We start from the raw sequence: 12,876 nt of genomic DNA, 5'->3' as shown, positions 1-12,876 counted from the left end.
CCGTCGCGTCTCGGAGCCCGGTCGGGTGTTGGCCGCGGCACGGGAGTCCCGCGACGCGCGAACGCACCGCCGCCGGCTGCACAACGAAGAAGGCCCGCCGGAGCGGGCCTTCTTTTTTTTAAGCGACTCAGGGCAGCACGACGAACCTCGACAGGAAGGCGCGTGCGTCCGGCGTGTCCAGCCGGTAGATGACATTCGTGGACTTGCACAGCGAGTCACCGGTGATGGTCGTGCCCGCGAGCGTGGTCGTCTCTGCGGTGCCCGCGCCGATGAAGTTCGGGCCGCCCGAATCGCCGTAGCAGGTGCCGCCGTTGCCGGTCGCCGCATTCTGCGACAGGCGCAGCCACGCGGGGTTGATGGCGCTGAGCGAGCTGACCGCGTACTCGCGCACGTCGTAGTACGGGTTCACCGGCCCGCCCGGCTGGTTCACCACTTCGCCGCTGCCGTAGCCCGAGGCGGTGAACTTCGCGCCGACCGCGAACGCGCCGAGGCTGCCGGCCTTCGGCAGCTTCGCGGGGGTGATGCCCTTCACCGGCCGGTCGAGGACGACCACGGCGATGTCGTGCGGATCGCTCTGGACCTGGTCGTAGCGCGGATCGGCGTAGTAGGTGCCGGCGAGCAGCGTCGACGAGCCCGTGATCGCCGGGTCACACGAGACAAAGACGCGTGCATTGCCGAGGTCGCAGTGCGCGGCCGTGAGGAAGACGGTAGGCGAGATCAGCGTGCCCGAGCAGTACGGGTACGTGCCCGAATCGAAGTGCCCGACCAGCGCGCCGGTCTGCGGATGGCGTTGGCCGTCGAGCGTGCCGTACGTGATCGCGGCGGCCGGCAGGGCGAGGGCCAGCAGGGCGGTGGCGAGGATCCTCTGTCGCATGTGCATCCCCATGTCGGGGGAGCCGCCAGTCTGCACCGGCTGTGCAGTGCACCACGCCGTCACTGGCCGATCCGGCGCCTGAACGACGTTCTCGTCGGCTGGCCCTCCTGTACCACCTCGTCATCCGGCTGCGCCCACTCTCGGCGCATGAAAGCGCGCCCTGCCCCGACCCTGCACGCCCTCGACGTCGTCCGCGGCAACGCTCGCGCGTCCGCCGAGGCCCTGGCGCTCGACGCGCGGCGTGCGGCGACCGGGCTCGGCCTCGATGCCGAGGCGCTGGGCCCGACGCTCGACGTCGATCCGCCGACCGCTGCCGGGATTCTCGCCGGCGACTCCCGGATCACGCCGGGAAGCGACCTTGCCGAACGTACGCTGCTGCTCGTCCGGTTGCACCGCGCCCTGGGCGACGTCTACGGCTCGACCGAGCTCGTGCATCGCTGGCTCGATGCCGAGGAGCCGGAGCTCGGCGCGCGGCCGCGCGACCTGCTGCGCTCCACCGACGGCCTGCGCCGCGTCGTGGCGCACATGGAGCATCACTGCAAGGACTGCCTCTGGTGAATCAGCCGCCGAGCGCCGCGCGCAGCAGGCGCTCCAGAAGCGGCTGCAGCCGCGCGGCCCGGTTGTCGTCGTAGGCGGCCGTCGCCTCGTCCATGTAGGCGCGCTGGCTGGTTTCGAGTTGCACCGCGTCGACGCCGGCCTCCGGCCGGCCGTAGTGGCGCGTGATGTAGCCCCCCTTGAAGCGGCCGTCGACCACCCAGTCGTACTCGCCCTGCCCGGCCAGCACGCCTTCGAGCGCGACGCGCACGCCGGGGCTGCAGCTCGCGCCGCTGGACGTCCCGACGTTGAGGTCCGGCAGGCGGCCGTCGAACAGGAACGGCAGGTCGCTGCCGCGAATCGAATGCCCTTCCCACAGCAGCACGCGTCCGTGCGCGACGCGCAGGCGGTCGAGCTCCGCGGCCAGCGCATCGTGGTACGGCCGCCAGTAGCGCGCGATGCGGGCGTCGATCTCGGCCGCCGTCGGCTCGTGGCCATCGACATAGACGGGCTCGCCGCTGAAGCGTCGCACCGGGCACAGGCCGGTGGTGTTCTGCCCCGGATACAGCGACGTGTCGTCCGGCGGCCGGTTGAGGTCGACCACGTAGCGCGAATGCTTGGGCACGAGCAACGACGCACCGAGCACGTCCCGCGCGAAGCAGTACAGGCGCGAAACGTGCCAGTCGGTGTCCGGCGCGCATCGCGCTTCGGCCGTCATGCGCCGCGCGAGTTCGGGCGGGATCGCACTGCCGTCGTGCGGCAGGCTCACCAGCAGCGGCGCGTGGCCGCGGTGCAGCGTGTAGGTCTCGGTTTCGACGACGTCGGTCATGCGGGCCGCGTGCTCAGCGCATCAGCACGACTTCCTCGGCACTGGTGGGGTGGATCGCGATCGTATCGTGCAGGTCGTCGAGCGTGAGCCCGCGATGCATCGCGACGGCGAAGCCCTGCAGCATCTCGTCGGCCGCGTCGCCGAGCAGGTGGAGGCCGACGACGCGGCTGTCGTCGCCGACGCAGACGATCTTGAACAGGCTGCGGTGCGGCGATCCCGACAGCGCATGCAGCATCGGCCGGAAGCCCGCGCGCAGCACGTGCACGTCGTCGCCATGCACCGCGCGCGCTTCGGCTTCGGTCGGCCCGATGCGGCCGATCGGCGGGTGGGTGAAAACGACGGTGGGCACGTGGTCGAGCGCCAGCACGTTGCGTTCGCGGCCGCCGAAGACGCGATCCATCAGCCGCCGGGCGACGGCGATCGCGACCGGCGTCAACGCCGGCATCGGCGTGAGGTCGCCGACCGCATACAGGCCATCGACCGTCGTGCGGCCGACCGGATCGACCGGCACGTAGCCGCGTGCGTCCACCGCGACACCCGCCGTGTCGAGCCCCAGTCCCGCCGTGTTCGGCCGGCGGCCCGTCGCGAAGAGCACCTCGTCGACCGGATCGCTCCAGGCGCCCGTCGAATCCTGCAGCCGGAGCCCGCCCTCGATGCGTTCGACGGCCGTCGTCGCGGTGCCGGTGCGGATGTCGACGCCGAGGTGGCGGTAGTCCTCCTGCAACTGCGCGACGATCTCCTCGTCGAAACTGTCGAGCAGGCGCGGTCCGCGCGCGCGCAACGTGACGCGGCTGCCGAGCATCTGCAGCACGCCGGCGAGTTCCACCGCGATGTAGCCACCGCCGACGATCGCGACCGACGGCGGCGCGGCGCGCCAGGCGAAGAAGTCGTCGGAGACGCCGCCGAGTTCGGCCCCCGGGATATCGGGGCGCACGGGATGCCCGCCGGTGGCGAGCAGCACATGGTCGGCGGCGAGCACGACGCCGTCGTCCATGCGGACGCGGCGCGGGCCGACGAGCGTGCCGCGGCTCGGCAGCAGTGCGATGCCCGCGGCCTCCAGCCGGCGGCGGTAGCCCGCGTGGATGCCCTCGATGTAGCGCTCGCGATGGGCGATGAAGGTCGGCCAGTCGAAGGCGCATTCGCTCGCCGCGAAGCCGAGCGCCGCCGCCTGTCGCAACTTGCCGGCGACTTCCGCCGCGAGCCACATCGCCTTCTTCGGCACGCAACCGACGTTGACGCACGTGCCGCCGAGCGCGGCGGGCTCGAGCAGGGCGACGCGCGCGCCGTAGCCGGCCGCGCGGAAGGCGCCGGCCAGGCCGCCGGAGCCGCCGCCGATCACGATCAGGTCGAAGTCGCTGCGTGCGTCGGGCATGGCGGGCTCGGAAGCGGGTATCGCGACATTAGGCCCGCGCATCCGTCATCGCGGCGCGGCGGTGGCGATACGCGGCGTTGCGCGGTCAGCGCACGAAGCGATCGGGCCGGTAGGGCGCGGGATCGATCGCGGGCTCGCGCCCGGCGACGAGGTCGGCGAGCAACTGGCCGGTGCCGGCGCTCATGCCGACGCCCATCATCCCGTGCCCCGTCGCGAGCCACAGGCCGCGTCGCCCCGGCACCTCGCCGATCAGCGGCACGTCGTCGAGCGACATCGGTCGCCAGCCGAACCAGCGCTCGCGCTCGCGCGGGCCCGTCGGTTCGCGCAGGTACTCGGCCGCGCCGCGCTCGAGCGCGCCGAGCCGGCGCGGGTCGAGACGCTCGTCGTAGCCGGCGAATTCCATCGTGCTGCCGAGGCGGTAGCCGCTGGCCCAGGCGGTCACGCAGACCGCGCGCTCGCGCAGCACCAGCGGCCGCCGCGGGGCGAGCGTCGGCGGGTCGTAGGTGATCGAGTAGCCCTTGCCCGGTTGGATCGTGCGTGCGAGCCAGTCGAGGCCGACGGCCCCGGCGAGCCGCGGCGACCAGGCGCCGGCCGCGACCACGACCTCGCGCGCCGCGACGTCGCCCTGCGGCGTCGTGGCGACGAATCGGTCGCGGTCCTGTCGCAGCGATTGCATCGGCCGCTGCTCGTCGATGGCGACGCCGCGTTCGCGCGCGACGCGTGCGAGCTCCGCGACATAGCGGTCCGGGCGCAACGCCGCATCGCCGTCGAAGCGGATCGCCCCGGCGACGCCCGGCCGCATCGCCGGCTCCGCCGTCTCGTAGGCCGTGCCCTCGATCACCTCGACGGCGATGCCGAGCGCGCGCAGCAGCTCCAGTTCGTGCTGGCCCGCCTCGAAGCGTCGCGGATCGCGGAAGACGTAATCCTCGCCGGTGGGGAGGAATTCGCAGTCGAGCCCGTAGTGCGCCACCCACGACTCGAGGCGCTCGCGCGAGTCGTTGAGCAGGGCCGCCTTGGCGTGTGCGCTCTCCCGCCAGTGCGCCGCATTGCAACGGCCGCGGATCGCCCACAACCAGCGCCACAGCGCGGGGTCGAGGCGCGGGCGGATGTACAGCGGCGCATCGGGCGTCAGCATCATCGACAGCGCGCGCAGCACCATGCCCGGCGCGGCCAGCGGCGGCGCATGGCTGGGCGTGATCGTCCCGCAGTTGCCGTGCGAGCTGCCGCCACCGACGCGGCCCGCCTCGAGGACGTGCACCGAACGGCCCGCCTCGGCGAGCGCGAGCGCCGAGGCCAGGCCGACCACGCCGCCGCCGATGACGAGCACGTCGCGGGTGTCGGAGCCGGTCGTGGAATTCACGGGTGTCGGGGCCTTCGCGGTCGGTTCCACGCCCGGGCGGCCGGTCCGGACGTGCGGACTGGGGCGCCCGCCTTCTGCGCGGGAGGCGAAGTTTCGCATGGGGGCGCGGATGGGCGGCGGGGTCTGAAACACCGCGCGACGCCCCCACGGTTCCACCGATGGCGCCACGGGCCATGGCTGCGGCTGGGCATTGGCCGCCGTCGGCCCCTGTCGGCGCGTGCCGATCGAACCACCTCTTATCCACCGACGGATCCGGGTCGCTATCGCAAACCGTCGTGGTGCGGCGCAACAAAACAGCTCATGAACGGGCCATTAGTGTGACTTGCCGCTCACTTCCTGCATGAAGTCCGACTTCACGTGTCCGGTTTTGCCTACGTTCGACCTGCAGCCTGCTGGTCGCATGGATCGCCAGCCGCCGGCGCCCGGATCTTCCGATCCGGCACCACCGGCCATGCCGGGTCCATCGAACCGATCAGGGGTATCCATGTCCATGAAGTCCCGCGTCCTCGCGGTTTCCATCCTCGCCGCGCTCGGCGCCTCCGCGTATTCCGTCGCCGCGTCCAACGCGAACCCGGCCGCCGATCGCGCCCGCGGCCTGCTCGACCGCAGCGCCGCCGAGATCGCCAGCGCGACCGGCGACGGCTTCGCCGTGCGCAACGTGGTCGTCGATGCCGACGGCACCGAGCACGTGCGCTTCACCCGCAGCTACCTCGGCCTGCCCGTCATCGGCGGCGACTTCGTGATGCATTCGCGCAATGGTGAACTGCGCGGCGTGTCGAAGTCCCTCGCGACCCGCGGCCGTCCGGACACCGCCGCGCGCGTGAGCGCCGACGAGGCGATCGTGGCCGCCGGCGCCGAGTTCGGCACCGGCTTCGAAGGCATGCCGACCGCCCGCAAGGTGGTGTACGCCCGCGGCGAGCGCCCGGTGCTGGCATGGGAAGTCGTGATGAGCGGCGCCCGCGCCGACCAGACGCCGACCGAGATGCACTATTTCGTCGACGCCAACAACGCCCGCGTCATCGACGCCTGGGACGGCGTGCACACCGCCGGCGCGACCGGCACCGGCAACTCGCTGACCCTCGGTACCGTCTCGATCAGCACGAACTCGACGGCGACCGGCTACGAGATGCGCGACACGCTGCGCGGCAACGGCACGACGCTCGACAACGCCAACGGCTCGACGACGTCGACCACCGGCACGATCTACACCGACGCCGACAACACCTGGGGCAACGGCAGCAACAGTGACCGCGCGACCGCGGCGGTCGACGCCACGTACGGCGTCGCCGCGACGTGGGACTACTACAAGAACACCTTCGGCCGCACCGGCATCAAGAACGACGGCGTGGGCGCGAAGAGCCTCGTGCACGTCGGCAGCAACTGGGTGAACGCCTCGTGGTCCGACGCCTGCTTCTGCATGCGCTACGGCGACGGCGACGGCGTGACCTACAAGCCGCTGGTCGCGCTTGACGTCGCGGGCCACGAGATGACCCACGGCGTGACCTCGGCGGTCAACGGCCTCGCCTACTCGGCGGACGCCGGCGGCCTGAACGAGGCCTCGTCCGACATCATGGGCACGATGGTCGAGTTCTACGTCAACAACGCCAACGACGCGGGCGACTACGTGGTCGGCGAGAAGATCTACATCAACAATCCGGACCAGACCAAGGGCCTGCGCCGGATGTTCAAGCAGGACATGGACGGCGCGTCGTTCGTCTGCTATCCGAGCCGCGGCTTCTCGCGCCGCAACGATCCGCATTACACCTCGGGCGTCGCGAACCGCTTCTTCTACCTGCTGGCCGAAGGCGCCGTCGTGCCGTCGGGCTTCGGCGCCGGGTCGACCTACAACCTGACCCCGTCGAGCCTGGTCTGCAACGGCAACACCGGCCTCGTCGGCATCGGTCGCGCCAAGGCGGCGGCGATCTGGTACAAGGCGATGGACGTCTACTTCACCTCCAGCACCACGTATCCGCAGGCCCGCGTCGCGACGCTCAACGCCGCGCGTGATCTCTACGGTTCGGGTTCGCCGGAGTACAACGCGGTCGCGGCCGCGTGGAGCGCCACCAGCGTCAACTGACGCCGGCGTCCCCGCTTCACGGAACGGCCCGCCTCGGCGGGCCGTTTCCGTTTAGGGGTCGCGCAATGAAAACGGCCCGCCGAAGCGAGCCGTCGGACGTCCACGGGCGCTCGCGCCTCAGTGGTGGTGGCCGCCCTCGCCGTGCACGTGGCCGTGCTCGAGTTCCTCGGCCGACGCCTCGCGCACTTCGACCAGTTCGATCGAGAAGTGGAGGTCCTTGCCGGCCATCGGATGGTTGAGGTCGACGTCGACGACGGTCATGCCGACCTTCTCGATGGTCACGGCGCGCGGGCCGAAGTTGGTGTTGAGCACGACCTGCATGCCCGGGTGCAGCGGCTGGCCCTCGAAATGCTTCTTCGGCACGCGCTGGGTCAGCCCGTCGCGACGCTCGCCGTAGGCCTGCGCGGCCGGCACGTCGACCTCGAACTTCTCGCCCTGCTCGCGGCCCATCATCGCCTCCTCGAGGCCCGGGATGATGTTGCCGTGGCCGATCAGGATGGCGAGGGGCTCGCGGCCCTCGGACGACTCGATGGACTCCTGGCCCTGTTCGGCGACGGAGTAATGGAAGCGGACGACGCTGTTGTTCTCGATCTTCATGGGGTTCCTGGTGCCGCCGGCGGCGGACTGGGCGGGACCGGCATCACCGCGTCGGGCGCGGCGGCTGGCGGGACCGGCGGCCTTGCCGGCCCGTGAAGGAGCGGTCAAGCTGGCCGACGATGGAAACCGCGCATTATCCCGGCAAGCGATACCGCGCGCCAGCGAGCGTCGCGGCGCTGCTTGCGCTGGCGCTGGCGGGCTGCGGCGGGCCGGCGCCTGCGACGCGACCGGCACGCCCGGTGGCCCGGATCGCGCTGCCGTCGGTCTGGCCCGCGGTTCCACCGGAACGCCCCGACGCCGCGAACGCCGTGCTGATGCGCGCCATCTCGCTGGTGGGAACACCTTATAGGTACGGCGGCAACACGCCCGAGGGCGGCTTCGACTGCAGCGGGCTCGTCGGCTACGTGTTCCGCGACATGCTGGACCGGCCCCTGCCCCGCAGCTCGTCCGAGCTCGCCCGCACGGGTGAACCGGTCGGCCCGATGCGCATGGCAGGCGGCGACCTGGTCGTGTTCGGCGACGGATCGATCGTCAGCCACGTCGGCATCTACGTCGGCGAGGGTCGCTTCGTGCATGCGCCGAGCACCGGCGGCACGGTGCGGCTCGACCGCGCGGACGGCCCGTACTGGGCCGTCCGGTTCGCTGGCGCACGCCGCATCCTGAGGTGAAGGCGCGGTCACGCCCAAGCGGCAGTGGGTACGGCCGCCGTCACGACGCTGAAGCCCATTTCTGGGACACCGACCCCACGAATTAACGGTGGGGTAACGACTTGCTAACCAAACGCCTCCGTCTGGCGGGCATGATGGCCCGGTGACGAAATCGTGAGGTCCCGGTGATGACCGGCAACAAGCTCAACCGCTCTTTCACTCGCGCCGCCCTGGCAGCCCTTCTGGCGCTGGCGGCGCTCCCCGCGTTCGCCGACCCGGTGAACACCGCGGGCATGGGCGCGGACAGCGCCGATACGCCGGCCGACACCCGCGCCGCGCTCCCCGATTCCATGAGCCTGTCCGACCGCGCGCTGATGCTCGCCTCGGACATCAACCGCCTCATCGCGCCGGGCGCCCGCAGCGCCACCGCGACGCAGGGTGCGGCCACGGGCCGCGTGCAGAGCGTGCTGTCCCGCGCCTTCGCGCTGCTGGGCACGCCCTACCGCTGGGGCGGCACCTCGCCGGACGGCGGCTTCGACTGCAGCGGCCTCGTCGGCTACGTCTTCCGCAATGCCCTCGGTATCGAGCTGCCGCGCGTCTCGCGCGAGATGGCGCAGACCGGCGCGCAGGTCGACCGCAACCAGATGACCGCCGGCGACCTCGTGTTCTTCAGCACGCACAGCAGCGGCGTCGACCACGTCGGCATCTACATCGGCGAGGGCAAGTTCCTGCACGCCCCGCGCACCGGCCGCGATGTCACCGTCTCGAACCTCGACACCGGTTACTGGAGCGGCAAGTTCGTGTCCGCCCGCCGCGTCGCCGGCATCTGACCGAGCCGCATCGCGCAGATCGAAGGCCGCCTCCGGGCGGCCTTCCGCGTTTCAGGGGGCCAGCGGGGGGAGGCCTTCGAGCATCGGCTCGATGCCGCGGCTGAGCGTCATGACCTCGCGTGCGTATTCGGCGAGGCGTCGGTCCTGCTCGGACGTGGGCGTCCAGGCCGGCACCGGCACGGGCTGGCCCTCCGGTGCGTCGAGCGCCACGAAGACGATGACGCAGTGCGTGCAGAGGCGGTCGCCGGTGGCCGGATCCTTCGGATCGCGCGCCCGCACCTCGACCGCGAAATGCATGCTGGTGGTGCCCGTATGGACCAGCTTGGCGTGCAGCGTGACCAGGTCGGAGATGCGGATCGGCGCGAGGAAGCGGATGCCGCCCACCGCGACCGTCACCGAGTAATGCCCGCTCCAGGCCACCGCCGCGGCGTAGCCGGCCTGGTCGATCCATTTCATGACCGCGCCACCGTGCACCTTTCCGCCGTAGTTGACGTCGGTCGGCTGGGCCAGGAAGCGCAGGGTGAGTTCGCGGTCGCTCATGGGCGACGGTGTACCACGGGCGCCGTGCTCAGGCCGCTTCCGCCGCTTCGTCCGGCCCGACGTCCGCATGCGCGGCGTTGTAGCGCTCGACGTCGAGCAGGCCGGTTTCGCGCGCCACGAGCACCGGCACCAGCACCTGCCCGGTGACGTTGGTCATCGTGCGCATCATGTCCAGCACGCGGTCGATCGCGTATAGGTAGCCGATCACCTCGAGCGGCAGGTTCGCCGCCGAGAGCACCACCGTCGCCATCACCACCGCGGTGCCGGGTACGCCCGCGGTGCCGAAGCTGCCGAGCACCGAAGCGATCAGCACGATGAAGTACTGGTCGGGCGTGAGCGGCACGCCCGTGTACTGCGATATGAAGATCGCGCACAGCGCCGGATAGATCGCCCCGCAGCCGTCCATCTTGATCGACGCACCGAGCGGCACCGCGAACGCCGCGTAGTCCTTGTCGACGCCGAGGTTGCGGGTCGCCGCATTGAGCGAGGCCGGCATCGCCGCGAAGCTCGACGAGCTGACGAACGCGACCTGCATCGCAGGGAACGCACCACGGAAGAACCGCAGCGGATTGAGCCGGTGCGCGAGCAGCAGGCCGCCGTACGTCAGCACGATGTGCAGGGCGCAGGCGATGTAAAGCGCCAGCACGAAGTTGCCGAGCGGCAGCAGCTTGGAGAAGCCGAATTCGCCGACGAGCGCGGCGATGAGCCCGAACGTGCCGATCGGCGTGACCTCGAGGACGAAGCGCGTGACCTGCACCATCACGTCGCGGCCCTCGCCCATCAGCTCGCGCAGGCGCGGCGTGCGCTCGCCGAGCTTCACCATCGCGATTCCGAGCAGCGCCGCCCAGAAGATCACCGGCAGGATGGAGCCCTTGCCCGCCGCCAGCACCGTCTCGCCCGCGGCGTTCTTCGTCGCGCCGATGCCGGTCATCGCCTGGAAGGGGTTCTCCGGCACCACCGACAGCAGCACCTTCGCCACGCTGGGGACATCGCGCGGCACGAATTCGGGATCGACCGCGAGCCGCGCGACACCGACGCCGGGCTGCATCACCGTGCCGACGCCGAGCCCGATGGCGACCGCGATCACCGCCGTCAGCGCGAACCACAGGAACGTGCGGCCACCGAGCTTCGCCATCGACTTCTGCCCGTGCAGGGCGGACACCGCGTTGACCACCGCGAAGAACACGAGTGGCACCGCGATCATCTTGATCAGGCGCACGTAGAGGTCGCCCAGCGGGCCGAACCACGTCGACGCGGCCGGTCCCAGCGCCCAGCCCGCGAGCGCGCCGAGCGCGAAGCCGAGCAGGACGCGCTTCCAGAACCGGATGCGGAGCCAGGCGTGGACGAGGGACATGGGCGGGGCCGGAAACGGTCGAACCGGCACGATAGCGGAGGGCGCGACGGCGGGCGACGACGCGGCCGTCGCCTCAGCGTCCCGCCGGCGCGACGCAGGGGGCGCATGCGCATCGCGCGGATCCACGGCGCGGCTCGGCATAATCGCCGGCTCCCTGCCCGCCTGCCCGTCCATGTCCCGACTGCCCGTTCCGCTGCTCGCCCTCGCCGCCACCCTGCTGTGTGGCGCCTGCGCCGCGCCGGCGCCGCTCGCCCGCGGCGTCGCGGTGGACGTGCCCGTCGTCGACCGGCCGACCGGCGAATCGAGTGCGTGGTGGTTCCGCGACGGCGCCTCCCAGGCCGCCGCGCGCCGCGCGATGGGCGGGCGAGCGAAGAACGTCATCGTCTTCCTCGGCGACGGCATGAGCCTCACCACGGTGGCCGCCGCACGCATCCTCGAGGGGCAGCGCCAAGGGCATCCGGGCGAGGAGAACCGCCTCGCCTGGGAGGACTTCCCGTCCACCGGCCTCAGCAAGACCTACAACGTCGACTCGCAGACCCCGGACTCGGCCGGCACGATGACGGCGATCGCGACCGGCGTGAAGACGCGCATCGGCGTGATCTCGATCGGACCCGAGGCGCCGCGCGGGGACTGCGCGCAGGCGCTGCGCCATCCGCTCACCTCGCTCTGGGAGCTGGCGGCCGCGGACGGGCTCGATGTCGGCATCGTGACCACCACCCGAGTGACCCACGCCACGCCCGCGGCGACCTTCAGCCACGTACCCGACCGCAACTGGGAGAGCGACGGCGACCTGCCCGCCGCGGCGCGCACGCAGGGCTGCGCGGACATCGCGCGCCAGCTGGTCGAGTCGCCGCATGCGGACCGGATCAAGGTGCTGATGGGCGGCGGCCGCTCGAACTTCATGCCCGCCACGGCCGCCGATCCCGAATACCCGGACAAGACCGGCCGCCGGCAGGACGGCCGCGACCTGGTCGCCACCTGGCGCGGGCGCCACCCGGGCGGCGCGTTCGTCTGGAATGCGCGACAGCTCGCCGACGCACCGTCGATCGCGCCGCTGCTCGGCCTGTTCGAGCCGAGCCACATGCGCTACGAGCACGACCGCCCGACCGACACCGGCGGCGAACCCGACCTGGCGACGATGACGCGCGCGGCGATCGCGCGACTTTCGCAGGGCCGCGACGGCTACGTGCTGCTCGTCGAAGGCGGGCGCATCGACCACGCGAACCACGAGGGCAATGCGTATCGCGCGCTGACCGAGACGATCGCCTTCAGCGATGCCGTGCGCGCGGCGGTGCAGGCGACGTCCGCGGACGACACGCTGATCCTGGTCACCGCCGACCATTCGCACACGCTGAGCTTCAGCGGCTATCCGGTGCGCGGCAATCCGATCCTCGGAAAGGTCCGCGGCACGAGCGGCGAAGGCGATGGCGAGGGCGACTACGCGCTCGACGCGCTCGGCAAGCCGTACACCACGCTCAACTACGCGAACGGGCCCGGCTATGTCGGCGCGAGCGACGCGCAGCCGGAAGGGCCGAAGCGCCATCCGCATGCGACCAAGGGCACGCGCGCCGCGACCGGACGGCCGGACCTCTCGAAGGTGGACACGACCGATCCGGACTACCTGCAGGAGTCGATCGTGCCGATGGCGAACGAATCGCACGGCGGCGACGACGTGGGCATCTGGGCCCGCGGCCCGGGCAGTGAGGCCGTGCGCGGCTCGCTCGAGGAGAACGCGATCTTCCACATCCTGCTGCAGGCGACGCCGCGACTGCGCACCGCGGTCTGCCGCGCCGGCGGCTGCGACGCGAACGGCGTGCCCGTGTCGATGCCCGAATCGTTCCGCGCCGCGCGCTGAGCGCGGC

At 71.6% G+C, this 12,876-nt stretch carries 12 protein-coding genes; 5 read left to right on the top strand and 7 right to left on the bottom strand.

Features of this window, described 5'->3' with window-relative positions; genetic code table 11:
• Positions 1 to 127: 127 nt before the first annotated feature.
• Positions 128 to 874, bottom strand: a complete 747-nt coding sequence (locus ACY35P_RS02335) for a trypsin-like serine protease (RefSeq protein ID WP_462114213.1) — start codon at positions 872 to 874, stop codon at positions 128 to 130.
• A 147-nt stretch (positions 875 to 1,021) separates the two neighbouring features.
• Here ACY35P_RS02335 and ACY35P_RS02330 point away from each other — a divergent pair, with 147 nt between their 5' ends.
• The gene (locus ACY35P_RS02330; RefSeq protein ID WP_462114212.1) at positions 1,022 to 1,432 is read left to right on the top strand and encodes an antitoxin Xre/MbcA/ParS toxin-binding domain-containing protein; all 411 of its coding nucleotides are present in this window, start codon (positions 1,022 to 1,024) and stop codon (positions 1,430 to 1,432) included.
• Position 1,433: 1 nt separating this feature from the next.
• Here ACY35P_RS02330 and hutG read toward each other — a convergent pair whose 3' ends face one another.
• The 3 genes from hutG to ACY35P_RS02315 form a co-directional block, all read right to left on the bottom strand.
• Positions 1,434 to 2,237, bottom strand: coding sequence for an N-formylglutamate deformylase (gene hutG / locus ACY35P_RS02325; protein ID WP_462114211.1), 804 nt, complete (start codon positions 2,235 to 2,237; stop codon positions 1,434 to 1,436).
• 13 nt (positions 2,238 to 2,250) lie between these two features.
• Complete coding sequence (gene gorA, locus ACY35P_RS02320) at positions 2,251 to 3,609, bottom strand: glutathione-disulfide reductase (protein WP_462114210.1); 1,359 nt, start codon at positions 3,607 to 3,609, stop codon at positions 2,251 to 2,253.
• Between the two features lie 85 nt (positions 3,610 to 3,694).
• Entirely contained in the window at positions 3,695 to 4,969 is a 1,275-nt protein-coding gene (locus tag ACY35P_RS02315) for an NAD(P)/FAD-dependent oxidoreductase (RefSeq protein ID WP_462114209.1), read from the bottom strand.
• A gap of 490 nt (positions 4,970 to 5,459) precedes the next feature.
• Here ACY35P_RS02315 and ACY35P_RS02310 point away from each other — a divergent pair, with 490 nt between their 5' ends.
• Positions 5,460 to 7,046, top strand: coding sequence for a M4 family metallopeptidase (locus tag ACY35P_RS02310; protein ID WP_462114257.1), 1,587 nt, complete (start codon positions 5,460 to 5,462; stop codon positions 7,044 to 7,046).
• A 117-nt stretch (positions 7,047 to 7,163) separates the two neighbouring features.
• Here ACY35P_RS02310 and ACY35P_RS02305 read toward each other — a convergent pair whose 3' ends face one another.
• Positions 7,164 to 7,643: an FKBP-type peptidyl-prolyl cis-trans isomerase gene (locus tag ACY35P_RS02305; RefSeq protein WP_462114208.1), complete on the bottom strand. Its 480-nt coding sequence runs from the start codon at positions 7,641 to 7,643 to the stop codon at positions 7,164 to 7,166.
• A gap of 119 nt (positions 7,644 to 7,762) precedes the next feature.
• Between ACY35P_RS02305 and ACY35P_RS02300 the strand changes: the two genes are divergently transcribed.
• A complete protein-coding gene (locus ACY35P_RS02300; RefSeq protein ID WP_462114207.1) occupies positions 7,763 to 8,311 on the top strand; it encodes a C40 family peptidase in 549 nt (182 codons plus the stop codon).
• A gap of 167 nt (positions 8,312 to 8,478) precedes the next feature.
• Complete coding sequence (locus tag ACY35P_RS02295; RefSeq protein WP_462114206.1) at positions 8,479 to 9,120, top strand: C40 family peptidase; 642 nt, start codon at positions 8,479 to 8,481, stop codon at positions 9,118 to 9,120.
• A gap of 51 nt (positions 9,121 to 9,171) precedes the next feature.
• Here ACY35P_RS02295 and ACY35P_RS02290 read toward each other — a convergent pair whose 3' ends face one another.
• Positions 9,172 to 9,660: an acyl-CoA thioesterase gene (locus ACY35P_RS02290; protein WP_462114205.1), complete on the bottom strand. Its 489-nt coding sequence runs from the start codon at positions 9,658 to 9,660 to the stop codon at positions 9,172 to 9,174.
• 28 nt (positions 9,661 to 9,688) lie between these two features.
• A complete protein-coding gene (locus ACY35P_RS02285) occupies positions 9,689 to 11,014 on the bottom strand; it encodes a dicarboxylate/amino acid:cation symporter (protein ID WP_462114204.1) in 1,326 nt (441 codons plus the stop codon).
• Between the two features lie 172 nt (positions 11,015 to 11,186).
• Between ACY35P_RS02285 and ACY35P_RS02280 the strand changes: the two genes are divergently transcribed.
• Positions 11,187 to 12,869 (top strand): alkaline phosphatase, encoded by a 1,683-nt coding sequence (locus ACY35P_RS02280; RefSeq protein WP_462114203.1) that lies wholly within the window; start codon positions 11,187 to 11,189, stop codon positions 12,867 to 12,869.
• The last annotated feature ends 7 nt before the right edge of the window (positions 12,870 to 12,876 follow it).

The organism is Lysobacter xanthus (assembly GCF_047159895.1).
Note: the sequence above shows the minus strand (reverse complement) of the source record. Positions and strands in the feature narration are given on the sequence as shown.